This window comes from Microvirga calopogonii (assembly GCF_003347665.1).
Taxonomy (GTDB): domain Bacteria; phylum Pseudomonadota; class Alphaproteobacteria; order Rhizobiales; family Beijerinckiaceae; genus Microvirga; species Microvirga calopogonii.
Genome location: NZ_QDGA01000073.1, coordinates 1 through 24,443 on the forward strand (window position 1 = coordinate 1; position 24,443 = coordinate 24,443).

Consider the following 24,443-nt stretch of genomic DNA (forward strand, 5'->3'; position numbering starts at 1 on the left):
CAACGCGGCTCGTCCTGTCTTGAGACGTCGCGGTTATGGGTTCCCGCCTGCGCGGGAATGACAAGAGTGCCAGTGCCTCATCCTGCACCTGATCCAGATCGGCTTCGCCACCCGGGATAACGATGGAGCCCATCGCGGAGCACGGCATTATCCCTCAACCTGATATCGACCGGACAAACCCTATATTCTCATCCATGGCGCTGCGTTCCACCGACATCCTCACCCAGACCCCGCAAGGGCTCTACTGCCCCCTCGGCGACTTCCACATCGACCCGGTGCGCCCCGTGAAGCGGGCGCTGATCACCCACGGGCATTCGGATCACGCGCGGTCGGGCCACAGGTCCGTCCTGGCGACCCGGGAGACCCTGCTCATCATGGCCGTGCGCTACGGGGAGGATTTCGCGGGCTCCACGCAGGAGGCTCGCTTAGGCGAAAGCCTTCGGGTCGGCGAGGTGACCGTGCGGTTCACGCCCGCCGGCCATGTGCTGGGCTCGGCCCAGATCGCCATCGAGGCCGGCGGCACACGGGTCGTGGTCTCGGGCGACTACAAGCGCGCGGAGGACCCGACCTGCCTGCCCTACGAGGTCGTGCCCTGCGACGTCTTCATCACCGAGGCGACCTTCGGCCTGCCGGTCTTCCGCCATCCGGACACCCGCCTGGAAGTGCGCAAGCTTCTGGATTCCGTGGCTCTCTTTCCCGAGCGCGCCCATATCGTCGGCGCCTATGCGCTGGGCAAGGCGCAGCGGGTCATGGCGCTGCTGCGCGAGGAGGGCTACGACAAACCGATCCATCTCCACGGCGCCATGGAGCGCCTGACCGAGTTCTACAAGTCGGAACGGATTCCCCTGGGCGAAACCCCGAAGGTGGTGGCCTCGGAGCGTTCGAAGCTCGCCGGCGCCATCGTGATCTGCCCGCCCTCCTCGATCCAGGACCTGTGGTCGCGCCGTTTTCCCGACCCGGTCACCTGCTTCGCCTCCGGCTGGATGCGGGTGCGGGCCCGCGCCCGGCAGAAGGGCGTCGAGCTGCCGATGGTGATCTCCGATCATTCCGATTGGGACGATCTGTGCCGCACGATCCGGGAGACCGGCGCCGGCGAGGTCTGGGTCACCCATGGCCAGGAGGACGCCCTGGTCCATTGGTGCACCACCCATGGCATCCGGGCGCGGCCCCTGCACATGCTCGGCTATGGCGACGAGGGCGAGGCGGAGGAGGCGGCCTACCCTCCCCTTGAGGGGGAGGGTCGCGAGCGCAGCGAGCGGGGCGGGGTGGAAACACGACATTCGGAAAGCGTTGGCGCCAATCACCCCACCTCGGCTCTCCGAGCCGATCCTCCCCCTCAAGGGGAGGATAAAGGGGACGTGCCATGAACCGCTTCGCCGCCCTCCTCGACCGCCTCGGCTACGAGCCCCGCCGCAACGCGAAGCTGAGGCTCCTGACCGATTATTTCCGCCATACCCCGGATCCGGAACGCGGCTATGCGCTCGCCGCCATGACGGGCGCGCTCATGTTCAAGGAGGCCAAGCCCGGCCTGATCCGCGGCCTCGTCGAGGAGCGAACCGATCCGGAATTGTTCCGCATGTCCTATCACTATGTGGGCGATCTGGCCGAGACGGTGGCCCTCATCTGGCCCTCGCCCGGGCACGAGAGCGTCGCCCCGCACTCGGACGAGGCTCCGACCATCGGCCACAACAACCCGCCGCCTCACGTTCCGACCCTCACCGAGGTGATCGAGACTCTCGCGACCACCAGCAAGAGCGACCTGCCCGGCAAAGTGGCCGATTGGATGGATGCCCTGGACGAGACCGGACGCTGGGCGCTGATCAAGCTCATCACGCGGGAGCTGCGCGTCGGCGTCTCGGCACGGCTCGCCAAGACTGCCGTCGCCCAGCTCGGAGACATCGAGCCCGACGAGGTCGAGCTGGTCTGGCACGGGCTGGAGGCGCCTTACGCGGATCTCTTCGCCTGGGTCGAGGGGCGCGGGCCCAAGCCCGAATCCGGCAATCCCGCGCCTTTCCGACCGTCCATGCTCTCGCACCCCCTGGAAGATGAGGATTTCGGAAAACTCGAGGCCTCCGAGTTCCTGGCCGAGTGGAAGTGGGACGGCATCCGCCTCCAGGCCGCCGCCGGCCACGGCAGCGACGGGCGCCCGGTGAAGCGGATCTATTCGCGCACCGGAGAGGACGTGTCCCGGGCCTTTCCGGATCTCGTGGAGGCGCTTGCCTTCGAGGGCGCCATCGACGGCGAATTGCTGATCGTGCGAGAGGGCCGCGTCCAGAGCTTCAACGTGCTCCAGCAGCGCCTGAACCGGAAAGCCGTGACGCCCAAGCTCATCGCCGAGTTTCCGGCGCATTTGCGCGTCTACGACATCCTGTTCGAGGGCGAGGAAGACCTGCGTGCGCTCCCCTTCGTGGAGCGGCGCAGGCGCCTGGAGGCGCTCGTTGCTCGGATCGGCGATCCGCGCATCGACCTCTCCCCCATGGTGCCCTTCTCGACCTGGGAGGAGCTTGCCGCCGCCCGCGCCGACCCGGCCTCGGTCGGGGCCGGTCCCGATGCGGACGCCATCGAGGGCTGCATGGTGAAGCGGGCGAACAGCCCCTATCTTCCGGGTCGTCCGAAGGGCTACTGGTACAAGTGGAAGCGCGATCCCTACCTCGTCGATGCCGTGATGATGTACGGACAGCGGGGCCACGGAAAGCGCTCGTCCTTCTATTCCGACTATACCTTCGGCGTCTGGCGCGAGGGCCTAAGCGGCGAGGAGCTGGTGCCCGTCGGCAAGGCCTATCACGGCTTCACCGACGAGGAGCTGGTGAAGCTCGACCGCTATGTCCGCAACCACACGGTCAAGCGCTTCGGCCCGGTGCGGGAGGTGGAATACGGCAAGGACCGGGGCCTCGTGCTGGAAGTGGCCTTCGAGGGGCTGCAACGCTCTACGCGGCACAAATCCGGCGTCGCCATGCGCTTTCCCCGCATCAACAGGATCCGCTGGGACAAGCCTGCGGCTGAAGCGGATCGGATCGAGACCCTTGAAAAGATCCTGGAGCGCGGCGAGGAGGAGGTCTATCCCCTACGGGACAAGGAAGCGAAGAGGCAGAAGGGATGAGGATCGAAACCCTGTCCGAAGGCGAGATCGCGCGGCAGGCCAGCGGCCGGATGAGCGTCGGCACGCGGGGTCAGGGCCTGACCGAGATCACCGATGCCGCGGCGGATTGGGTATCCGGCACCGGCATCCGGCACGGCCTGCTGAGCGTCTTCTGCCGTCACACCTCGGCCTCGCTCCTGATCCAGGAGAATGCCGACCCGGATGTCCGCCGGGATCTGATGACCGCCTTCGACCGGCTGGCGCCCCGGAACGCGGGCTATGTCCACACGACCGAGGGGCCGGACGACATGTCGGCCCATATCAGAACCGTGCTCTCGGGCGTGTCCTTGAGCATTCCCGTGGTGGAGGGACGCATGAGCCTGGGAACCTGGCAGGGGATCTACCTTGTCGAGCACCGGGACAGACCCCACCGCCGCGACCTTATATTCCACCTGATCGGGGCTTAATCCACATGATTGGATATGACGCCTCCGCAGATTGCCTTAGAATAGCCGAGATCAACGTTTGCCGCCTTGCCATTTCGTGAAGGATGCGGCTAAGGCTCAGGGAAGCATCTCGTGGGAGAAGACGAAACGTGCAGAGTCAAACCACCACGATCATCATTGCCGATGACCATCCGTTGTTTCGCGGGGCGTTGAGGCAGGCTGTCGCCTCCACCATGCCTCAGGCTCGGGTGGTCGAGGCGAGCGGCATGGATGACCTGAACGCCACGCTGACCCAGGAGCGGGATGTCGACCTGATCCTGCTCGACCTGACGATGCCCGGCGTGCAGGGTTTTTCCGGGCTGATGTCGCTCCGGGCCCAATATCCCGAACTGCCGGTCGTGATCGTTTCCGCAACGGAAGAGCCCACCGTGATCCGCCGTGCCATGGATTTCGGCGCCTCCGGCTTCATCCCGAAATCCATCGACATCGACAGCATCGGCGGCGCCATCCAGGCGGTGCTCGCGGGCGATACCTGGACCCCGCCGGATGTGGATCTTTCCGCATCGGAAGATGCGGAAACCGCCGATCTCGTCCGCCGTCTCGGCACCCTGACCCCGCAGCAGGTCCGCGTCCTGACCATGCTGTCCGAGGGCCTGCTCAACAAGCAGATTGCCTACGAGCTCGGCGTCTCGGAAGCCACGGTGAAGGCCCATGTCTCGGCCATTCTCGACAAGCTCGGCGTCGACAGCCGCACGCAGGCGGTCATCGCCGCCTCGAAGATCGGCGTGACCCAGCGCCCCTCCCCGGCCGGTGCCGATTAAAGCCTCTCGATGAAACCGTCGATCCGCGACAGCGCCTGTTCCGACAGGGCGCTGTCGAAGCGGATGAACACGTGGCAGCCGCCGGGCCAGACGGCGAGGTCGGTCCGATTGCCGGCCGTCGCCCAACGGGACGCCATGAAGAGCGTGTCGTCCAGCAGCAGGTCCCTCGTGCCGATGGAGAAGAGTGCCGGCGGCAGGCCCTTGAGGTCGGCATAAAGCGGCGAGACATCGGGGCTGCGCCGGTCCGCATGGGAACCGCACAGGTTGTTCGCCATCGCCGTGACGTCACCGGTGTTCAGGATCAGGCGCTCGCCGCCCCAGTTCCTCACGCTCGGCGTCAGGTTCAGGTCGTAGCAGCCGGCGAAGAGGTTGGCACCCCGGAAAGGGTTCAGACCGTGCCTGTCGCGAAGGCGCAGAATGGTCAACGCGGAGAGGTGCGCCCCTGCCGACTCGCCGCCGATGAAAAGGCGCGACGTGCCGAACCGGCTTTCCATCTCACGAATCACCCAGAGGGCCGCCGCCTCGCAATCGTCTACCGGGGCGGGATAGGGGTTCTCGGGCGCCAGGCGGTATTCGACGGAGACCACCGCAAGGCCGCAGCGATCCGCCAGCCGGTCGAGCCACGGGTCCTGCTCGTCCGCCGTGCCCCAGGTCCAGCCGCCGCCATGGATATGCAGATAGACGCCGCGGGGGTTCTCGGGCGCGATGATCCGCAAGGGAACGGGACCGGCAGGCCCATCGATGGAGATAGTGCTGGCTTTGCTGCTCAACGGCATCAGCGGAAAGGGCCCAAGGCCCTGACGCCGCCGCTCCCGTACCAGGGCCGGAGGAACGGACATGGGATCCGGCAGGGCTGCGAGCTTTGCCACGATCTCGGCATTCTGGGCGCGGATCTCGTCGCTGATGGCGGAGGGGTCGAAAAGGGCTGGATCGATCATGCGAAGCTCGGTTTAGGTTGCGTTCGTCGCCGGCCCTTGCGATGAAGCACACGCGACGCCCCAGGTCCAGTTACGCTTTCTTCCAGTGACGCTTGCGACGAGATGAGGACATGTCCAACTTGAACCGTTTTCTCGGCGGCTCCCCCGGCTCGGTGCTGGTGAAGCTGATTTTCCTTTCTCTCCTCGTCGGCGCCTTCCTGGCCTTCCTGGACCTCACGCCCTTCCGGCTGATCGAGGGCCTGTTCAACTGGATCGCCTCCGTTCTCGATCTCAGCCTCGAGACGGTGCTCGATGTAGGACGCTGGGTCTTGTACGGCGCGATCATCGTCGTCCCGCTCTGGCTCATCTCGCGTCTGTTCAGCAGCCGGCGCTGAGGCTTTCGAGGCTTATCGTGGACGGCTCACCGACGACTCGGCGGCTGGACATTTCCCATCGCCGCATCCTGGCCCTCGCGCTGCCGATGACCCTGTCGCACGTGACGACGCCCCTCCTCGGACTCGTCGATGCCACGGTGATCGGACGCCTGGGCGAGGCGCATCTGCTCGGCGCGGTCGCTTTGGGCGCCGTCATCTTCGACTTCGTGTTCTGGAGCTTCGGCTCCTTGCGCATGGCGACAGCCGGCCTGACCGCCCAGGCGACGGGTGCCGGAAACCGGCATGAGGTCGACCTGACGCTCGCCCGGGCCTTCCTGGTGGCGGGCGTGACGGGCCTTCTGCTGATCCTGCTGCAATGGCCCATCGCCACCCTCGCCTTCTCCATGGCGGGTGCGAGCCAGGCCGTGACGAACGCCCTCTCGACCTACTTCTTCATCCGCATCTGGTCCGCCCCATTCACCCTCGCGAACTACGTGATCCTGGGATCCACCCTCGGGCGCGGCCGCACGGATCTCGGCCTGTTGCTGCAGGTGGCGATCAATGTGGCGAACATCGTTTTCACGATGACGCTGGTGCTCGGTTTCGGTCTTGGCACTGCGGGCGCGGCCATCGGCACATCCCTGGCCGAGGTGCTCGGTGTCGGCCTCGGCATCGTGGTTCTGCGGCGGCTCGGCTCGAACCCGCTCGCGGTCACACGGGGTGAGATCCTGAACCGGGCAGCGATGCTGCAGACGCTCGCCATGAACCGGGACATCATGATCCGCAACGTAGCGCTGATCCTCGCCTTCTCGATTTTCAGCGCACTTGGGGCACGTTCGGGCGACGTCACGCTTGCGGCGAATGCGGTGCTCTACAACATGTTTCTGATCGGCGGCTATTTCCTCGACGGATTCGCCACCGCCGCCGAGACTCTCTGCGGCCAGAGCATCGGCGCTCGCGACGAGCGTGGCTTCCGGCGTGCCATGCGCCTGAGCCTTGGGTGGAGCCTCGGCTTCGGGCTCGCCGTCTCGGGCGTTTTCCTCATTGGCGGCGGTTCGTTCATCGACTTCGTGTCGACGAACCCGGAGGTGCGCTCCTTTGCACGGGAATATCTGGTCTTTGCCGCCCTCACCCCGTTCTTCGGAGCCGCCGCCTTCGCATTCGACGGTATCTACACGGGAGCGACCTGGACCCGATCCATGCGCAACCTGATGGTGATCGCCTTCGTGGCTTACGGAGCCATTCTCCTGGCAGCCCACGAACTCGGCAACACGGCATCATGGATTGCGCTTCTCGCGTTTTTAAGCGCACGCGGTCTCGGCCAGTTCATCCTCTATCCTCGGCTGGCGAAGAAGACCTTCGCCCGCACATCGTGAGGCGATGAACCGTCAAAACCGCCCCTGGGCGATTGCCGATGCGTCGCGGCCCAGGGCTTGCGCCAGGCTCATCTTCTCGTTTTCGAGAACCTGCAACAGTCCATGCTTGATGTCGCCAATGAGACCCGGCCCTTTATAGACCATGGCCGAATAGAGCTGCACCAGGCTCGCGCCGGCGCGGATCTTGGCCCAGGCCGCCTCGGCGGAATCGACGCCGCCGACACCGATCAGCGGAATCTTCCGCTCCACCCGCAGGAACGTCTCGGCGAGAAGCTTCGTGGACGGCACGAAGAGCGGCTTGCCGGACAGGCCGCCCGTTTCCGAGGCAAGCGATTTTTCCTTCAGGCTCTCGGGCCGGGCAATGGTGGTGTTGGACACGGTCAGTCCGTCGATGCCGCGCCTGAGCGCCGTTGCGACGATCGCATCGAGCGTGTCGAGCGAAATATCGGGCGCGATCTTCAACAGGATGATCGTCTTACCCCTGCCCTGATCCGCCCTGTCGCGAGCTTCCATGCTACGGGCGAGGAGATCGTCGAGGAATGCCTCGCCCTGCAGGTCGCGCAATCCCGGCGTGTTGGGCGAGGAGACGTTGATCGTCAGGAAATCCGCCACCCCGCACAGACGCTCGATGCAAAGAACGTAATCGGCGATGCGATCCGGCGAATCCTTGTTCGCCCCAATATTGACTCCGACGATGCCCGGGCGTCCGCGACGGCTGGCGAGCCGCCGGCACGCCGCATCGAGCCCCTCGCTGTTGAGGCCGAACCGGTTGATCACGGCCTCGTCACGGGTCAGACGAAAGACGCGCGGCCGCGGGTTGCCCGCTTGGGGCTTCGGCACAACGCCGCCGAGTTCGACGAAGCCGAAGCCGAGTCCGAGGAGCTGGTCGGGCACTTCGCATTGCTTGTCGAAACCTGCCGCAAGCCCAACGGGATTAGGGAAATGCCGCCCGAAGACGTCGATGGAAAGACGTGCATCATCGGCAGGCGCGGGCGAAATCGGCAGCAGCGACAATCCACGGATCGTCAGCTGGTGGGCCGTCTCAGCATCGAGCGCGTGAAGTGCGGGTTTGGCGAAGGAAAAGAGCGTACCGATCATCGGGAAAGATCCGGAAAATTGTGCTGACCGTCCGCGCCGAGCGGCAACGGCTTCACCCATCGAACGGCGGACGAGGGCAACGGCGCATACAGATGGGGAAACAGGTCCCCGCCTCGGGATGGCTCATAGCGGAGTGCTTCGCCCAGCGAATCGGCATCGACGGCGATCAACAGCAGATCTCCTTGTCCCGCAAAATGCCTTCTGGCCGTCTCGCGCACTTGTTTTTCTGTTGAGAAATGGATGTACCCATCTTGGATATCGATGGGCGCGCCCGTGAAGGAGCCGGCTTTTTCGGCCTCCTCCCAAAGCAAAACAGGGCAAATCTTATAAATAATGTGCATGAAGATCTGAGTATCTGCGCGTCGCATCAGGAGCAACCCAAATTAGACATATTGTCTCAATAGTCTGTTGCCAATTGTCTAACTTTTCGGTCACATTTAATTCCTAATTGTAGGTTCGCTTTCATTATATTTCGCTCTTAGCGAAGGTTCGTACAATGTTATCTCACGAGCGCGTGTGGGCTGCTATCGATGCATTGGCATCACGTCATGGCATGACCGCATCAGGACTGGCGCGCAAGGCCGGTCTCGACGCGACCAGCTTCAACAAGTCGAAGCGCGTGAGTCCCGAAGGCCGTGAGCGATGGCCTTCCACGGAATCCATCTCGAAGATCCTGAAGGCCACCGGAGCGACCCTGGAGGATTTCCTCCGCCTCGTCGAGCCTACCGGTTCCTTACGCCGCTCCATGATCCCGTTGATCGGCATGGAGGATGCGGCAGCCGGCAAGGTGTTCAACGAAGAAGGCATGCCCAACGAGGGCCCAGGCTGGGACGAGATCGAGTTTCCCGATTTCGGGCAGGAGAAGGTTTTCGCTCTCGAGGTTACGGGCGACGCTCTCGCCCCCCTCTACCGCGATGGCGATATCCTCATCGTCTCGCCGACGGCCAGCACCCGCAAGGGCGACCGGATCGTCGTTTGCACGACCACCGGCGGAATCCTGGCCAAGGAGCTCAAGCGTCGCTCGGCCAAGACCCTGGAGATGGCGTCCCTTGCCAAGGACCAGGAGGATCAGGTGATCCCGGCCGAGGAGGTCTCCTGGTCGGCTCGGATCATGTGGGCGCGGCAATAGGTACCGCTCAAGCCGCGCGTTCTTTCAGGAACGCCTCGTGCTCGCGCACGAGATCGCCGTTCAGCGCTTTCTGAATCAGCGCCCGCGTCTCCTTCACCCCATAGAGAGCGATGAACGAGCCGAAGCGCGGACCGCGAGGCTCGCCCAGCAGCACCTGATAGATCGTGTTGAACCACTCGATGGACACCCCTGGCCGCTCGGGCGTGGCGCCCTTGGCCTTGAGGTCCTGATAGCGCGGTTCGGCACGACCTACATTGTAGATCTCTTCCTGAATCGCTTCCGCCGTTGCTGGCCGCTCGCCTGACTCGAAGGAGCCGAGCACATCTTCCAGGCGCTTCAGCGATGCGGCTTCGACCCCGTCGGCCAGACGATAGGCCTTCTGCGGCTTCACGAAATCCTCGAAGTAGCGCACCGCGCGCTTCACGAGGCTGTCGAGGCGCGGATGCGTCGCGGGCGACACGCCCGGCGCATAGCGGCGGATAAAACCCCAGAGCACGTTGGGATCCTCGGAATTCGCCACCGCCACCAGGTTGAGCAGCATGGAGAAGGAAATCGTCGTGCCCGGCTGATTGCCACCCCCGGACGAAACCAGCTCGGGAGCCGGCGGCTCGCCGGAATGGAGATGCCAGACCGGGTTCATCAGGCGCGCCTTGGCATCCTGCGCCGGATACTTCTCCAGGAAGGTCAGGTAATCGTCCACCTGCCGCGGGATCACGTCGAAATAGAGCTTCTTCGCCTCGCGGGGCTTGTTGAACATGAACAGCCGCAAGCTGTCCGGTGTTCCGTAGGTCAGCCACTCGTCAATGGTGAGTCCATTGCCCTTCGACTTGGATATCTTCTGGCCCTTATCGTCCAGGAAAAGCTCGTAGTTGAACCCATCCGGCGGCAGGCCGCCGAGCGCTTTGGCGATCTCGCCCGAGAGCTTCACGCTGTCGATCAGGTCCTTGCCGGCCATCTCGTAATCGACGCCGAGCGCAACCCAACGCATGGCCCAATCGGGCTTCCATTGCAGCTTGGCATGGCCGCCTGTCACCGGCGTCTCGAACCGCTCGCCCGTATCGGGATCGCGCCACACGATGGTGCCGGCATCCAACTTGCGCTCGTCGATCGGCACCTGCATGACGATGCCGGTCTTCGGATGGACCGGCAGGAAGGGCGAATAGGATTGCTGGCGTTCTTCGCGCAGCGAAGGCAGCATGATCGCCATCACGGCATCATAGCGCTCAAGCACCGTGAGCAGGGTTTTGTCGAAGCGGCCGGCCTTGTAGCACTCGGTCGCGGACATGAACTCGTAATCGAAGCCGAAGGCATCGAGGAATTCGCGCAGACGAGCATTGTTGTGATGAGCGAAGCTCTCATGAGTGCCGAACGGGTCCGGCACCTGGGTCAGCGGCTTGCCCAGCGCCGAGGCCACGAGCTCCTTGTTCGGGATATTGTCCGGCACCTTGCGCAGGCCGTCCATGTCGTCAGAGAAGGCGACGAGACGCGTCGGAATGCTGTCTCCCGTCAACACCCGGAAGGCATGGCGCACCATGCTGGTGCGTGCCACCTCGCCGAAGGTGCCGATATGCGGCAGTCCCGAGGGACCGTAGCCCGTCTCGAACAGGGCCTCTTTCTTTCCCGTCCGTTTGAGCCGCTCGACGAGCTTGCGCGCCTCCTCGAATGGCCAGGCATTGGCAGTCTGGGCGGCTTCAATCAGGGCAGGATCAAGGGTCAGAGGGTGAGACATGGGCCTAGTGCTTGCAGGAAATGCTTCCAGAAGCGCGGCACACTAGGGATGACCGCAGCGAGGGTCAATGCGGTAAACCTGCCCCCCTCAATGGGACGAAACGTCAGAAGGGGCTGATCGGGAAGAAACGCAGGTAAAGCTCGGCGTACTTTCCCTCCTTCCAGAGCTGCTGCAGGGCGAAATCCAGGGCACGGCGCAGGGGTTCATCCTCGGTCCGGGTGATGAAGCCGATGCCCTCGCCGAAGAAGCGGCTCTCCAGGTAAGGGCCGCCGGAGAAGTCGCAGCAGCCGCCCGCCTCCTCTCCGCCGATCCAGAGAGCGATCCCGAGCCCGTCGGCGAACAGGTAATCGATCTCGCCGGCCTTGAGAGCGGCCTGTGCGGCGGTCAGCTCAGGAAATGGCTTGAGATTGCCGCCCGCCATGAAGGCCTTGGCGTAGGCCTCATGGGCCGTACCGCCGACAACCCCGATAGTCTTGCCCTGCAGCGTCCTGGCTTCGGGCACCGGCTGATGACGGTCTTTGCGTACGGCGAAACGTGCCGGGATCTTGAAATACGGTGCCGTGACGGCAAAGCGGCTCCGCAGATCCGTCGTGATGGGGATGGCCGCGGCCACCACGTCACCCTGGCGCTCCTGCAGAGCATCGAGCAGCGTGTCGAAGCGGCGAACCTGGATCGTGCATGTGAGGCTCAGCCGCTCGCAAGCGGCCCGGGCGAGTTCCACCGACAATCCGGTCGGATTGCCGTCCAGCCCCGGAAAATGCAGCGGCGGGAAATCGTCGTCGACGAGAAAGCGGATCGTGCGGGTGGCCGGCAGGTCGGGGCGCTCGAGCAGAGCCCTTGAATCCCAGAAGTTGGGGACATTGACGCCTTGGGCCTGCGCAAGACCCGATACCAGCAGAAGAACCGGCAAGATCAAACTCAACCTAAGGGGGTTGATCTTGGAGAGGAAGCGCGCAACCAATGTAACAATATCCTGAAGCATCAATCGATCATCTCTTGCACGCAACCCGGCATCCACCAACAGCGCTCCGTGAAAGCGTCTGCTCATGAGGCAGGGTCTAGCGGAGCCGGGCCCACAGTCAACAGCGCTGCCGGTCGAGATCGGTTTCCTGGCAAATCATGGTCATGCCCCGGAAGCACTGCGCCAAGCAGCAATCCTTGCTCATTTCGCAGGCGTCCCGGCGGATGAATTTCTGCTGAGGCACGACCTTGTCGAGGAGGACGAATTCTATCGTGCCCTCGCGACCGAGCTCGGGCTGCCCTATCTGGCGGCCCCTCGCCTCTCGGCATCGGCTCATTACCCCGATAGCATTCTGGTCGGCATCGCTCCTTTGGCGGGTCGGAAATCGGGATTCGTAACGGCACCTTGCGGTGCCGCTCTCGCCCGGCTGTTGGGAGCCCGGCTCCGCAGCCGATCGCGTGCCGTCACCTCGCCGACACGCCTGAGACAGGCGGTCTTCCGCGCACAAAGCCGACGGATCGCCGATCGCGCCGGGTCGGATCTGGCCACGCAGGCTCCCGAGTTGGCAACCGCCCTCAGCTATGGGCAGATTGCCGTTCTCTTCATCCTCCTGACGCTTGCAGCGTTCGGAATCGGCCATGCTCCCGGGCCGACCGTCGCGATCGTGGGAGCCGCCTTAGGGCCGCTGTTCCTGGGCCTGATCGTCCTGAGGCTCGCAGCTTCGGTCCTCGAGAATCCCATAGAACCGGCGGAAAAAGCTCCCCGCGTGGAGGATGCCGCACTGCCGACCTATACGATCATAGCGCCGCTCTATCGGGAGAAGCGGGTGGTCGCCAGACTCGTCCAGGCCCTGTCGCGGCTCGACTATCCCGCGGCCAAGCTCGACATCAAGCTCGTGCTCGAAACCGATGATCGGGAAACCCTCGATGCTCTTCAGGCTGTCGATCTGCCGGGCAACGTGGAGATTATCGTTGCTCCCAAAGGCGAGCCGCGCACCAAGCCACGGGCGCTCAACGTCGCCCTGCCCCTGGCGCGGGGCCGCTTCACGGTCATCTACGATGCCGAGGACGTTCCTGATCCCAGCCAGCTGCGCCTCGCCGTCACTCAATTCGCCCGTCTGCCGCCGCATGTCGCCTGCCTGCAGGCTCGATTGACCATCGACAACACGGACGATTCCTGGCTGACACGGTTGTTCACCATCGAATACGCGGCGTTGTTCGACGTGTTCAATCCGGGGCTTGCCGAGATCGGAAGCCCCATCCCCCTGGGCGGCACCTCGAACCATTTCCGCACCTCGGTTCTCAAGGCGGTTCATGGATGGGACGCGTGGAATGTCACCGAGGATGCGGATCTCGGCCTTCGTCTGGCGCGGCTGGGCTATGAGATCAGTGATCTTCCTTCCTCAACCCTGGAGGAGGCGCCGAGCACATTGGGGGTCTGGATGCGGCAGCGGACCCGGTGGATGAAGGGGTTCGTCCAGACCGCGGCAACCCACTCGCGCAGGCCATGGGCCCTGCTCCGGGAATTAGGCTTCTGGCGCTTTTATGGTGCTCTTGTCCTGACCTGGGGCATCGTGTTCAGCGCATTGGTTTACCCGTTCTTTTCCGTGCTGTTCCTGGCATCATGGCATTCCGGAGCCAACGGGCCCTACACCTCGCACTGGGACATCATCACCCGTATCTACGGCCTGACGCTGTTCTTGTCCGGTGCAGCGGCGATCATGATCCCGGCGTTGTTCGCCCTGCACAGACGCCGGCTCTGGCGGCTGCTTCCCTGGCTGCCGCTGCTCCCGTTGTACTATGGTCTCGTGAGCATCGCGGCCTGGCGAGGGCTGTGGGAATTGGCGACGGCAACATTCCGCTGGAACAAGACGAGCCACGGCCACGCCAGGACGTCACGCACCGGATCGGCTCAGAAGCACCAGGCCAGAGTGGTCAGCACGAGGTCGTTGAACACGGCGCCGCCATAGCGCCACCAGAGGATCCCGCCGGCGGCAACCAGGCACAAGACCGCCCCGGCGAGAAGGCCCACGCGGGCTCGCCGTTCCTGATCGTTCACCTGTCCTGCATCGACATTCATCTCAGCGTATCCACAAGGCGCCGGGACAACCAATATAGATGGCTGTCCTTCCAAGGGGAAGGGATCAGGACCCGAGCCAGTTCCGCAACCTGGAGAGGCGAGGCTCCTCCTCCTGGGTGACAGCCTGGGCAAGCACGGCACGGCTTCCGACGAGGATCACGAGGCGGCTTGCCCGCGTCAGCGCCGTATAGAGGAGCTTGCGCCGCAGCATCGAGGTCTGCTGCGACGCCACGGGAACGATCACCGCCGGATATTCCGACCCTTGCGCCTTGTGGATCGTCACCGCATAGGCAAGCGCCAGTTCGTCGAGTTCCTTGAGCGTATAGACCACGAGCCTGTCGTCGAACGCCACCGTGAGTTCACCGTATTCCCGGTTCACCTCACGCACGACGCCGACCTCTCCGTTATAGACATCGCGCTCGTAATCGTTCCTGACCTGCATGACCTTGTCGCCTCGGCCATAGACCCAGCCCGCGCGGTGAAGGCTCTCGGATCCGGGCGGATTGAAGATCTGCTGCAACTCGCCGTTCAGCATATGCGTGCCGAGCCGCCCGCGGTTCATCGGACACAGGACCTGGATATCGCGTACGGGATCGAGGCCGAACTTCCTCGGGATGCGATCGCGCATGAGGATCGTCATCTTGGCCAGGGCATCGGCGGGCGTGTCGGCATCGACGAAATAGAGATCCGAATCCGGGCGGTGCGAGAGCTCGGGTACGAGCCCGCGATTGATGGCATGAGCCACGGTGATGATGCGGCTTTCCTGCTCCTGCCGGAAAACCTCCCGAAGATGCACCACCGGAATGGCACCGGACGCGATGATGTCGGACAGAATCTGCCCCGGCCCGATGGAGGGAAGCTGGTCCACGTCGCCGACGAGGAGCAGGCAGGCCTCATTCGGCATGGCGCGCAGGAGCGCCGCCATGAGCCGGATGTCGAGCATCGAGGCCTCGTCCACGACGAGGAGATTGCAGTCGAGCGGCGTCTTGGCATTGCGCCGGAAGCCGCCCTCGGACGCCTCGAGGAGCCGATGCACGGTTTTGGCGGGAAAGCCCGTGCTTTCGGCGAGACGCTTCGCCGCGCGCCCGGTCGGCGCGCAGAGGGCAACCTGCAAATCGTGCTTCGCGCAAAGATGCGCCAGGCTCCGGATGAGCGTGGTCTTACCGACACCGGGACCTCCCGTGACCACCAGCACTTTCGACTGGCAGGACGCGATGAGCGCCTCGCGCTGGCTCGACGAGTAGGAAACACCCGCGGCCGTTTCCGCCTCGGCGATCACCTGTACGGTGTCGAGCCCGCGCCAGGGATGAAAGCCTTGCGCGATCTCTTTGAGGCGCTGCGCGATGAAGATCTCAGCGCCGTAGAGGCCTTTAAGAAAGATGCAGCGACGGCCATCGAGTTCATCGGCGACAAGCTGACCGGCTGAACATTGTGTATCGAGCACCGGCGCGAGCTCAGTCTTCGGCACTTCGAGTAGGGTGCCCGTCTGCTGGAGGAGGTCGTCGGCGGGCAGGCCGGAGTGTCCCTCCTTCACGGCTTCCGACAGGACATTGGCGAGGCCCGCCTGGAGCCGGATCTCAGCCGTCGGCTCGATGGCAAGCTGCATGGCAACCTGATCGGCCAGCGCGAATTCGAAACCGGGGAAGTCGAGGGCGAGCCGATAAGGGTTCGCTGAGATGATGTCGATGGCCCCGATGCCATAGGCGCGGTAGATGCGTGTCAGCAGAAAGCCGCCGATGCCATGCGCGTTGAGAAAGGCTGCGATGTCCTTCAGGGCGCGGTGCTCGGCCCACGCCTCGCCGATGCCGAGCGCCTTCGCCATGCCGATTCCGTGGACGCGCGTCAGCTCATGCGGCTTCTTTTCGATGACATCGAGAATGCGCGATCCAAAGGAGGCGATGAGACGCTGCGCGACGGCTGGACCGACGCCCTTCAGAAGACCGGACCCGAGAAAGCGCTGCAGGTCCTCCGCCGTCGTGGGCGCCGAAGTCCTCAGCTCGACGGCGCGGAACTGAACTCCGTGATTACGGTCGTGCAGCCACTCGCCGCTCGCTTCGACGACTTCGCCTATGGCAACCGACGGCGCATGACCGACCACGGCGACGGGTTTGCGGTGACCGCGCGCCTTGACACGCAGCACGCAGAAGCCGGTCTCGTCGTTGTGGAACGTCACCCGCTCGATGGAGCCGACGAGATGTTCGGCGAGAGATAGAGCGTCCTGCCCAAGAGCAGGAAGGGCGGATGATTTCGGCATCGTTCAGAAAGACCAGGAGCGCCGGAACGCTACCGCGAAAAGAAAAATGGACGAGATGATGTTCAAGTCATCTCGTCCATGATCGCAGCGAAAGTTAGGCCGCCTTCTTGGTCGGCCAGCCGAGTTCGACGAGGCGCGCCTTGGCGAAGTCGCGGATTTCGTCGCGGATGCCTTCCGGCAGATCGGCGAGCGTCTTCTGCGTGTCGGCGTGGAGCATCAGGTCCGTGACAGCATTGATGGTCTTGGCCTTCTTGATCTTCGCCTTCAGATCGTCCTCGACCTTGCCGTCTGCAGCCGCCGCTTCGACCTTGCCCTTCTGCGGCTCGGTCTTTTCGAGCTCCACATGCGGATCGGCATAACCTGGGCGACCCTGCTTGAACTCGTCGGCCTCCTCCTCGGAATAGACATAGCCATGCAGCTCGATGAGCTTGAGGATCACGCGATCCTTCGCGCGCTTCTCCGCCATGGCGTAGACATAGGCCGCCTGTTTGCCGGAGACGCGGTAGTTCACGCCAATCAGCGCCTCGCCGATCGACCATTCCACCCGATCGCCCATACGCCCGGTCACCTGGATGACGGCTTCATCGCGCTCGGCGCGAATGATCGTGGGCTCGTCGAAGACGACCTTTGCCTGGGCGGCGATGCGCTCCAGGGTCTTGTGATAAATGACGGCCGTTCCCTGGACGCGCCAGACGTTCCCGGCCATCGGCTCGCCGAATTTCGCAAGCACCTCTGAAATCTTCTTGTCCGTCGTATTCATTCTCGATCCTAACGTTCTCAGGAGCCCGCAAATCGGTGACGCGCTCTTGTCGCAGCCATGTCAGGGCAGGCGCGTTCGGTATTTGTTCTATACCAAATTTAGGCTGCTCGGTCCAATGCCAGCCTCATCCGGCCGGGCGAAAACCTATTTCCCAGCAATCACTTATCTCATGTGCCATTTTGTCCCAATCCTGGAATGCGAGAGCTTGCCGAGGTGCCGGAAGATTCGCTCTCTCAGAGCCGGGCCATGTTTGACCCACGGCATATTGTTCTATATATGTTCTCATTCCCATAATGGGCTGAGGACCGCCGAAACACCGGTCGGTCTGCCCATCCATATGACAAGCCAAGCTGGAGGCCCCGATGTCCGCGCAAGCGCTCCTCGACCTTTCGGACAGGCGCCCTGCCCGCCGCTCGGGAGCCCGCCGGGCCCAGAAGCGCCCGTCAGTGCCGCTCACGCGCAACGCCTTGATCGCCGATTACCTGGCACTCTGCGAACTCGATGCCGAGGTCGAGTCCCTGCGCGCGCCTGCCGATCCGGCGACCTTCGCCATCGGGGACGAGACCATCGAACACGTGGCGGATTTCGAGGTCGTCAGAGACGGCACCGCCTATCTGGTCGATGTCATGACCGACGACGACCTGCTGAAGCATCCGCTGCGGGCGGCAGCGATCCAGGGCATCACCTCCGCGGACGGCCGTCCTTTCGTGATCGAGACTTCTGCCACCATCAGGGCCGAACCGCGCTTCACGACCATGCGCCTCATCCTGGCCTGCAAACGCACGCCCGTGACAGCGGGCGACCGCGTGCGGGTTCTGCATCAGCTCGACGAGGTCGGGGCCATGCGGCTGGTGGATTGCGCCAGCGCCGTCATGAACACCCAGGACGGCGTGGCGGCCGTTCTGGCGCTGGCCTGCGAGGGATTGATCGCGGTCGATATCAGCCGCCCGATCCTGCCGGAAACACAGGTCCGCCGACGCCGCCTGCCCTATACGGATCCCTTTGCGTTCTAAGATTGTGCCGCGTGGCGCTCCACCGCCTCGCCGAGAAGCGAGCGCACGATGGCCCGCACGGCATCCGACGTGTTGTCGGCGTTAAACTTCGCCTCGATCTCGTCACGGACAATCGCGCCGTCACCGCTCCGCTTCAGCTCCGTGGCGGTTTCCGCCTGCAGCAGCGTGACGAAGGCACTTTCGATTTCCCGCGCCACGACGGAACCGTCAGCCGCTTCGACGACACGCCCGGTCAGATCGAACACATTGCTCTCGTACGGCAGAGCATGCGGCTCCAATGCGCCGCTGCCATCCAGGATCCAGGCGCGCGGCACGTGATCCACGAGGTCGACGGATTGGCGCGTAATGGTTCCAGGATTCATCCAGCGGGTGCGCCCGGCCAGAATGGATTTCTGCGTCTTGTGGATATGCCCGTTGATGAGAACGTCGCAGCCCTCGACTGCAAATGGCGGCACCGCCCCCGGATAGCCCCCGTCAAAGGCGATGTCGTGATGCGTGAACCACGCGTGAAGATCGACGCCGGCGAAGGAGCCGCGCGCATCGGTCGGAATAGTCTGGCCGTAGGGCGTCATGCCGATGCCGATCCGGCGCGCATCGACCTGGAACTCGATCACGGGAGCCGATGCAGCCACCACATCGACCACATCGCACAGGCCCAGCAGGGCGAGGGAATCGCTGTCCGTCAGCGTCGTGTGCTGGATGTCGTGATTGCCCACATTGACGAGGGGCCGATGCTTGAATCCTTTCAGAACGCGGATGAGCTGGTTCTTGAGCGCCTCGTCAGTCTCGACCGGCCGGTCGAACAGATCGCCCAGGATCACGACGGCTAGCCCCCGCTCGTTGGCGATGGCGACACAGCGCTCCAGCTTGCCGAGCACCGCCTGGGGCCACACGGCATCCCTGCGCCGCCCTGGACGACGCGAGCCCACATGCGGATCCCCGATCACGAGGATGCCGTTGCACGCGAGTGAGGGAAGACGATCTCCGGACACGATCATGCGGTCAGCCGCTCCGACGGCGTGATTGAGTGCGAGGAATGGGCGTGATGGTCCAGCAGGTTCTCGGGCTTCACGGGCGAGCCGCAGGTGGGGCAGAGCCCGCCGGTCTCCTCCATGAACTGCGCCATTTCGCCCTGCAGGGATGAGAGCCCCTCGTCCGCCTGCGCGATGCGGCTCCGCGCAATCCGAGACGCGTTCTGAAGATCCGTCATGCGCTTCAGCATGTTTTGCGCCGATGCCGTATTTTCAAGGGTCGGAAGAGCCTCAGGCAAACTCTGCAGCGCCGCAACCCGGGCCTTGCCCAGGACGAGATCATGGCTAAGCCCGATGACCCGCTCCCCGATCCGCCGACGCTCGCGTGAGCGCTCTGCCAGACGCGTGAGGTTGATCAGCTGCTCGGCGTCGGGCAGCGTTGCCGTGATGCCGGCACGCGCCCGCGCTTGATCCAAGCGACCATGAAGATCAGCGAGCTGCGATGTGCGCTGTTGCAGCCTCTGCAGCTGCATTGAGGCATCCTTGAGGTCACCGGCCCGTTTGCCAATGGCCGACAGTCTGCCCTTGAGCTCATCGAGATCATTCATTCCTTCGAGCGTTTCGCCGAGGGCGATCAGTTCGCGCTCGCCGTTGCGCACGAGATCGTTGTCCCGCCGGCAGCGCTCGCGATGAATGACAAGCATGTCGCGTATATAGCCGGCCTCCTGCCCGATCGAGAGAACGGCGGAACGGCGGGACGCCGTCTCTCCGAGGAGGAATACGGGAAATTTCTGGTGCGCGATGTGAACGTCGAGATCCTCCACCTTGCGGATGCGGATGAGATCCGCGACCCAATCCGGCACATTGCGCCCGCCGGTCTCGTAGCGCATGCCTTGCTCCTCGACGATGGAGCCGTCTGCTTCGTGCAAGGACCAGATGTTGACGGGCGAGCGGCGCGGCTGGCGCGTGAAGCGCAGAACCCGACGCCCCGCCACGCCGATCTCGACGCTCGCGGCCTTCGCACCTGCCCGCACCAGACTGTCGCGGGCCTCGCCATAGAACACCGCGCGAAGGGCGCGGATGAACGTGGACTTGCCGCGGTTGTTCGGGCCGATCAGCGCATTCACGCCAGGGCTCAAGTGAAGCGTCGCGTCCTCGTAGACCTGCACGTTGACGAGCCGGACGAACCGCAATCCGGGCTGCGCATCGCCCCATGCGGTACTGGTGTCGGTGGACTGCACATGGACACCGGAGACAGGCTCGCCGACGATACGGGCAATATGGAACGTGCCGGAAAACTGCGACAGGTCGTGGTGCGATACGGCCAAGCATTGTACACCGAGACGCGCGGCGCCATCCTCCAGCACCTTGTAGAAGGACGAGACGCGATCCGGAGCAATCCAGCAATCCGCTTCGTCGAGGGCGAGAAAACGGGCGACATCCGCCTTGACCACCGCGATCAGCCGCAGCGCCATGCCGATCACGTTCGTCAACGCGCCGCCATTGTCCTCCAGCACATCCTCGAGCGTGCCGTCGGCGCGACGCACGCAGATGTCGAGCGATGCCAGCCCCCTCTCGGTAGAGAGATCGAGCGCCACGGGCTTCTCGCCCGGCAGGACCTCCTGAACCAGAGCGGTGAGCAGCGTCTCGAACGCCGACAGGCTGCGGCGGCTCGCGGAGCCGTGCACAGCTTCGATGAAGGATTCCACCTCGTCCTTGACGGCAAGGCGCCCCTTGGCGAGCTCGACCTCGCGTGTCAATTCCTCGCGGCGGCTACGCAGAGCATCGCGCCGCCCTTCGAGACGCGCGAGGGAGGCTTGCGCCCGCGCGACCTCATGATCCACATCCGGCCCAATCAATGCTCGTCTCCGAGTTGCTTGAGACGCGCTTCGACGTCGCGCAGGGCTGCGGCAAATTCGTCGGCGAGCTTGGCATTGCGCGCCTGTGCGTCCTCGATCAGGCCTTGAAGCTGGCCTTCATCGTCGGTACCGAACTCGGATAAGGCAAGAGCCCGCGCTTCTTCGAGTTCGCGCGTGAGGCGCTCGACCTCGCCCTCGGCCCTGATCCGCTCCGCCCGCAGCTTGTCGAAGGTCTTTCGCATGTCTTCCAGGCGCCGGAGCTGGTCTGTCTCGAAGCGTGTCAGGTTGGTCATGGGGTGGCGAATCCGCTGCGTTGGAATGGTCGAGCTTCAGTTATCGCCAGCGATATTTCGCCGCAACGACTTTGCCTCTTTTTGAACGGGATCGAGAGCGATCTCTTCAATCCTGCCATCTGACCCACCACATAGTACCTGTTACTCCAAGATTACAGTCCCACACCGCCGACTTTGCTTGACATAGCGGGCTTCGGGAGTATGTTCTTGGTTTGTTCGCATCCTATGTATGCGTCGTGGATGTGACGCCATTAGGGCAGCCGCGGCTCACCGCCGCAAAGGACTCTGCGATGACCGCCATGACGGATGAACGGCCGATTTTCGAGAACGAGGAATGGCTCGTGGTCGAGAGTGGCCTGGAACACAAGCGAACGGGCTATTTCATCGACCGGGAGAGCGTGGGCCAGCGCCGTGAGGACGGTCTGTGGACATGGCCGCTGCACATGGCCGAAAAGAGCTGGTGCGCCATAGGGCCGTTCTCCGAGGCATTCTCCTGCGCGGCCTCCGTTTATGGGGTCACGGCAGGCGCGGAGCTGGCGCAGACGTTCAGAATCGCGCGTTGCGAGGTCTCGCCCTGGCCGAAGGTTGCGAGGGAGACCAGGCGCACGTCCAACCTGGTTCCTTTGATCCCGCGAACCTTGCACTCGCAGGGCTCGAACCCCATCTTCATTGAACCGCGCCGTTCGGACAAACCCTTGAATGGTCAAGGTTTTCCGAGCCCGGACGATGGCTGGCGCATCCGCCCCCCATTGGGCATGCGCGCGTTTTTGAAGACCCCGCGTATCCGTTCCGAACGCTCGAGTCCAACGCGAGGCGCCGACCTTCCATGGCGGGCGCAGCGTCGGATCCGAAAGACTGGGACAAAGCTCGTCCAGCTGCTTCAGGCTGCCTGGACCTTACGGTGAGATTAATGCCGAGCTTCGGCCTCGAAGAAACCATGCGCTATGGCGCCCATGCTTTTCAGGGAGACATCTCCGGAGCGGGGATGACTCCTCCCGAGACGGCGGACGAGTTCGCTCAGCACGTGATCGAAGCGATCTGCCATACGAGCGTGACGCCCAGCATCGGCCGCCGCACCTTCGAGCGCTGTATGCGTGCGCTTGCCTTTGGTTCGACGGTTCGCGTCGGCTTTCGCCACCCGGCCAAGGCCGAGGCGATCGACACGATCTGGCGCGAGCGTGAGCGCCTGTTCGAAGAGTACAACGCAAATCCCGACAAGCTGCGCTTCCTCGCGACGCTGCCCTGGGTGGGACCCGTAACGAAACATTCCCTGGCTCGCCGGCTCGGCATCTATGCGGAGCATGGGCAGCGAGCCGTTGCCTAAAGACGAAACAAGAAGAGGAATCATCCCATGGCCAAGGTCCGCGCAAGCGATGTCGGCTTCTGCGTTGTCGACGACAACGCCAATGTCATTGCCGACAACCTCGTTCACCGCATCCGTGAGGCTGCTGCCGAGATGGAAAGTCAGGTCAACCGGCTCTATCGCGGACGCGAGGCCTACGATCTCGAGGATGGCACCAAGCTCGATCTCAACAAAGCCATCGAACAGCTGACCTATATGGCCCGCACCCTGCGCGAGGTTCAGAGCTCACAGTCGAAAGTGGTTTATCTCCAGGCTGCGGAGTAAACTACAGCATCGGACCCAAAAGTGGATTCCACTTTTGGGATTCAATCCGATGCTCCACTCCTTCGAGAGCCCAGCGCATCGTGCGGAAAACCGCGTCCGCTTTTCCGTACGATGCGCTGGATCTCTCAACGGCGGCGCCTCTGGCGCCGCTTTTTTATTATCCTCACTCGCTCAGGCCTTCACGGCCAGGACGAACAGGACGAGCGGAGCGTGCTGGTACCAGCGGTTCAGCCAATCATGCTTGCGGGCCAATTCCTCGCTCGGTCGCGGCTCCTCGAGCTTTACAATTCTGAAGCCGGCATCACTGACGCTGTTGATGTAATCGGAGAGTGTCCGCGGGAACCGCGGCACCTCGAACGGCTCCGTCCCCTGTTTCTGCTCGCTCCCGTCGCGTCTGCTGAAACGCCAATACTCGATGAAGGGCTCCCTTTCGAAATAGCGGCCGACGCGAAGGCCGAGGTGAGCGCCTGCGCTATCGGTCAGCCATTTGACGGCTGGCGTGACGAAGCAGGGGTGAAGGACGCTGAAGCACAAGGCGCCGCCGGGTTTGAGCACACGCGAGATTGCCTTCAGCGCACCCGACAGATCCGGTCCGTCCATCAGCGCCATCGTCGAGAGCGCGACGTCGAACTCCCCATCGGCTAAAGGCGAAAGTTCGCTGAAGGAGCCGATCTCATAAGCGATCTCGAGAGGCTCTTTCTCTTCCTGTTCCCGGGCGCATCCGATCATCTCGCTCGAAAGGTCGACTCCTGTCATGATGCCGCCGAGCCTGGCAAACCGGCGTGTATTGGACCCTTCGCCGCAGCCGAGATCGATCACGCGCTTTCCCGCGATGGGAGGCATGAAGCTGAGAAATGCAGGAAATGTGTAAAGCTCACGATAGAGGTCGAGCCCATTCCGCACTTCCTGCGCCCATGTTTCGGCGTTCCGGTCCCATGCTGCGGCAACTGCCGCCTCATCCAAGGTCGTGTCGGTCAACGCAGCCTCCTGAAGCTTGGCTTTAAGGGCATGGCTTACGTTACTCTCATCGGAACTTCGATCGAAATTGTCCCAATCTGCGCCCCTCCCGGCATGTTGATTTCGGGACGCCGCTCTTGTGTTTCACGTGGAACAAATATAGAACAATAGGCGATGCCCCATCCAGGGCAGGAATGTGCAACCGACCTGAAAACGTGAGGCATCCCCCCGATGCCCTAGCCGTTCAGGAGAGACGAAGTGGAGAAGCCGTCATGGCGGGCAGTGTGAACAAGGTGATCCTGGTAGGGAATCTGGGGCGTGACCCTGAGGTGCGGCGTCTGTCGAACGGGGAGCCGGTGGTGAACCTGCGGATCGCCACGTCCGAGACCTGGAAGGACAAGGGCACGGGCGAGCGCAAGGAGAAGACCGAGTGGCACTCGGTGGTGATCTTCAACGAGAACCTGGCCCGGGTGGCGGAGCAGTACCTGAAGAAGGGCTCGAAGGTGTATGTCGAGGGCCAGCTGCAGACGCGCAAGTGGACCGACCAGAGCGGCCAGGAGAAGTACACCACCGAGGTGGTGCTGCAGCGCTTCCGCGGCGAGCTGACGATCCTGGACAGCCGCGGCGGCGGCGGCGCGTCCGAGTACGGCGACGAGGAGCCGGGCCAGATCAGCCGCGGCGGCGATTTCGGACGGTCGTC

Annotated in this window: 25 protein-coding genes; 13 read left to right on the plus strand and 12 right to left on the minus strand. The window is 63.6% G+C overall.

Going from position 1 to position 24,443, the window contains the following annotated elements; translation table 11 throughout:
• Nucleotides 1-194: 194 nt before the first annotated feature.
• The 4 genes from DDF70_RS27570 to DDF70_RS27585 all read left to right on the plus strand — a co-directional run bounded on the left by DDF70_RS27570 (nt 195) and on the right by DDF70_RS27585 (nt 4,346).
• On the plus strand, nt 195-1,367 hold the full coding sequence (locus tag DDF70_RS27570) for a ligase-associated DNA damage response exonuclease (RefSeq protein ID WP_114947934.1): 1,173 nt from the start codon (nt 195-197) through the stop codon (nt 1,365-1,367).
• Nucleotides 1,364-3,100, plus strand: a complete 1,737-nt coding sequence (locus DDF70_RS27575) for a cisplatin damage response ATP-dependent DNA ligase (protein WP_114947935.1) — start codon at nt 1,364-1,366, stop codon at nt 3,098-3,100. The genes DDF70_RS27570 and DDF70_RS27575 overlap by 4 nt, the downstream gene beginning before the upstream one ends.
• Nucleotides 3,097-3,546: a secondary thiamine-phosphate synthase enzyme YjbQ gene (locus DDF70_RS27580; protein ID WP_114947936.1), complete on the plus strand. Its 450-nt coding sequence runs from the start codon at nt 3,097-3,099 to the stop codon at nt 3,544-3,546. The genes DDF70_RS27575 and DDF70_RS27580 overlap by 4 nt, the downstream gene beginning before the upstream one ends.
• Nucleotides 3,547-3,629: 83 nt before the next feature.
• Nucleotides 3,630-4,346 carry a response regulator gene (locus DDF70_RS27585; RefSeq protein ID WP_114947937.1) on the plus strand — a complete coding sequence of 239 codons (717 nt, stop codon included), beginning with the start codon at nt 3,630-3,632 and terminating at the stop codon, nt 4,344-4,346.
• Here the strand turns inward: DDF70_RS27585 and DDF70_RS27590 are convergent.
• A complete protein-coding gene (locus tag DDF70_RS27590; RefSeq protein WP_114947938.1) occupies nt 4,343-5,284 on the minus strand; it encodes an alpha/beta hydrolase in 942 nt (313 codons plus the stop codon). The two genes, DDF70_RS27585 and DDF70_RS27590, sit on opposite strands and share 4 nt — an antisense overlap.
• A gap of 110 nt (nt 5,285-5,394) precedes the next feature.
• Between DDF70_RS27590 and DDF70_RS27595 the strand changes: the two genes are divergently transcribed.
• Both DDF70_RS27595 and DDF70_RS27600 read left to right on the plus strand, forming a co-directional pair.
• Nucleotides 5,395-5,658, plus strand: coding sequence for a DUF6460 domain-containing protein (locus DDF70_RS27595; protein ID WP_114947939.1), 264 nt, complete (start codon nt 5,395-5,397; stop codon nt 5,656-5,658).
• A 17-nt stretch (nt 5,659-5,675) separates the two neighbouring features.
• Nucleotides 5,676-7,013 (plus strand): MATE family efflux transporter, encoded by a 1,338-nt coding sequence (locus DDF70_RS27600; protein WP_114947940.1) that lies wholly within the window; start codon nt 5,676-5,678, stop codon nt 7,011-7,013.
• 12 nt (nt 7,014-7,025) lie between these two features.
• On the opposite strand, the gene DDF70_RS27605 is transcribed toward DDF70_RS27600, so the two are convergent.
• Nucleotides 7,026-8,111 carry a quinone-dependent dihydroorotate dehydrogenase gene (locus tag DDF70_RS27605; RefSeq protein ID WP_114947941.1) on the minus strand — a complete coding sequence of 362 codons (1,086 nt, stop codon included), beginning with the start codon at nt 8,109-8,111 and terminating at the stop codon, nt 7,026-7,028.
• Nucleotides 8,108-8,452, minus strand: a complete 345-nt coding sequence (locus DDF70_RS27610; protein WP_114947956.1) for a DUF952 domain-containing protein — start codon at nt 8,450-8,452, stop codon at nt 8,108-8,110. The genes DDF70_RS27605 and DDF70_RS27610 overlap by 4 nt, the downstream gene beginning before the upstream one ends.
• 155 nt (nt 8,453-8,607) lie before the next feature.
• On the opposite strand from DDF70_RS27610, the gene DDF70_RS27615 reads away from it, so the two are divergent.
• Entirely contained in the window at nt 8,608-9,240 is a 633-nt protein-coding gene (locus tag DDF70_RS27615; RefSeq protein ID WP_114947942.1) for a S24 family peptidase, read from the plus strand.
• 7 nt (nt 9,241-9,247) lie between these two features.
• Here DDF70_RS27615 and DDF70_RS27620 read toward each other — a convergent pair whose 3' ends face one another.
• Entirely contained in the window at nt 9,248-10,969 is a 1,722-nt protein-coding gene (locus DDF70_RS27620) for a lysine--tRNA ligase (RefSeq protein WP_114947943.1), read from the minus strand.
• 103 nt (nt 10,970-11,072) lie between these two features.
• Nucleotides 11,073-11,951 (minus strand): transporter substrate-binding domain-containing protein, encoded by an 879-nt coding sequence (locus DDF70_RS27625; RefSeq protein ID WP_425374120.1) that lies wholly within the window; start codon nt 11,949-11,951, stop codon nt 11,073-11,075.
• A 64-nt stretch (nt 11,952-12,015) separates the two neighbouring features.
• Between DDF70_RS27625 and DDF70_RS27630 the strand changes: the two genes are divergently transcribed.
• Nucleotides 12,016-13,899, plus strand: a complete 1,884-nt coding sequence (locus tag DDF70_RS27630) for a glycosyltransferase (RefSeq protein ID WP_114947944.1) — start codon at nt 12,016-12,018, stop codon at nt 13,897-13,899.
• Here the strand turns inward: DDF70_RS27630 and DDF70_RS36990 are convergent.
• From DDF70_RS36990 to DDF70_RS27640, 3 genes are all read right to left on the minus strand, one after another.
• The gene (locus tag DDF70_RS36990; RefSeq protein ID WP_162820712.1) at nt 13,842-14,009 is read right to left on the minus strand and encodes a hypothetical protein; all 168 of its coding nucleotides are present in this window, start codon (nt 14,007-14,009) and stop codon (nt 13,842-13,844) included. The genes DDF70_RS27630 and DDF70_RS36990 overlap by 58 nt on opposite strands.
• Nucleotides 14,010-14,073: 64 nt before the next feature.
• Nucleotides 14,074-16,263: an SF1B family DNA helicase RecD2 gene (gene recD2, locus DDF70_RS27635; protein WP_114947945.1), complete on the minus strand. Its 2,190-nt coding sequence runs from the start codon at nt 16,261-16,263 to the stop codon at nt 14,074-14,076.
• 94 nt (nt 16,264-16,357) lie between these two features.
• Entirely contained in the window at nt 16,358-17,023 is a 666-nt protein-coding gene (locus tag DDF70_RS27640; protein ID WP_114947946.1) for a trna delta -isopentenylpyrophosphate transferase, read from the minus strand.
• Nucleotides 17,024-17,385: 362 nt separating this feature from the next.
• Here DDF70_RS27640 and DDF70_RS27645 point away from each other — a divergent pair, with 362 nt between their 5' ends.
• Nucleotides 17,386-18,036 (plus strand): hypothetical protein, encoded by a 651-nt coding sequence (locus DDF70_RS27645; protein ID WP_114947947.1) that lies wholly within the window; start codon nt 17,386-17,388, stop codon nt 18,034-18,036.
• Here the strand turns inward: DDF70_RS27645 and DDF70_RS27650 are convergent.
• Genes DDF70_RS27650 through DDF70_RS27660 form a run of 3 tightly spaced genes read right to left on the minus strand, consistent with a single transcriptional unit; the run spans nt 18,033 to nt 21,159 of the window.
• Nucleotides 18,033-19,034: a metallophosphoesterase family protein gene (locus tag DDF70_RS27650; protein ID WP_114947948.1), complete on the minus strand. Its 1,002-nt coding sequence runs from the start codon at nt 19,032-19,034 to the stop codon at nt 18,033-18,035. The genes DDF70_RS27645 and DDF70_RS27650 overlap by 4 nt on opposite strands.
• Nucleotides 19,031-20,866, minus strand: coding sequence for an AAA family ATPase (locus tag DDF70_RS27655; protein WP_114947949.1), 1,836 nt, complete (start codon nt 20,864-20,866; stop codon nt 19,031-19,033). Before DDF70_RS27655 ends, DDF70_RS27650 begins: the two co-directional genes overlap by 4 nt.
• Entirely contained in the window at nt 20,863-21,159 is a 297-nt protein-coding gene (locus tag DDF70_RS27660) for a hypothetical protein (protein WP_114947950.1), read from the minus strand. The genes DDF70_RS27655 and DDF70_RS27660 overlap by 4 nt, the downstream gene beginning before the upstream one ends.
• 290 nt (nt 21,160-21,449) lie before the next feature.
• Here DDF70_RS27660 and DDF70_RS27665 point away from each other — a divergent pair, with 290 nt between their 5' ends.
• Genes DDF70_RS27665 through DDF70_RS27675 form a run of 3 tightly spaced genes read left to right on the plus strand, consistent with a single transcriptional unit; the run spans nt 21,450 to nt 22,786 of the window.
• A complete protein-coding gene (locus DDF70_RS27665; protein ID WP_114947951.1) occupies nt 21,450-22,064 on the plus strand; it encodes a hypothetical protein in 615 nt (204 codons plus the stop codon).
• A gap of 5 nt (nt 22,065-22,069) precedes the next feature.
• Nucleotides 22,070-22,483 (plus strand): hypothetical protein, encoded by a 414-nt coding sequence (locus DDF70_RS27670; protein WP_114947952.1) that lies wholly within the window; start codon nt 22,070-22,072, stop codon nt 22,481-22,483.
• A 27-nt stretch (nt 22,484-22,510) separates the two neighbouring features.
• Nucleotides 22,511-22,786, plus strand: a complete 276-nt coding sequence (locus DDF70_RS27675; RefSeq protein ID WP_114947953.1) for a hypothetical protein — start codon at nt 22,511-22,513, stop codon at nt 22,784-22,786.
• Nucleotides 22,787-22,957: 171 nt separating this feature from the next.
• Here DDF70_RS27675 and DDF70_RS27680 read toward each other — a convergent pair whose 3' ends face one another.
• Entirely contained in the window at nt 22,958-23,764 is an 807-nt protein-coding gene (locus tag DDF70_RS27680) for a class I SAM-dependent methyltransferase (protein WP_114947954.1), read from the minus strand.
• A 251-nt stretch (nt 23,765-24,015) separates the two neighbouring features.
• Between DDF70_RS27680 and ssb the strand changes: the two genes are divergently transcribed.
• A partial coding sequence (gene ssb, locus DDF70_RS27685) for a single-stranded DNA-binding protein (RefSeq protein ID WP_114947955.1) occupies nt 24,016-24,443 on the plus strand: 428 nt, incomplete at its 3' end.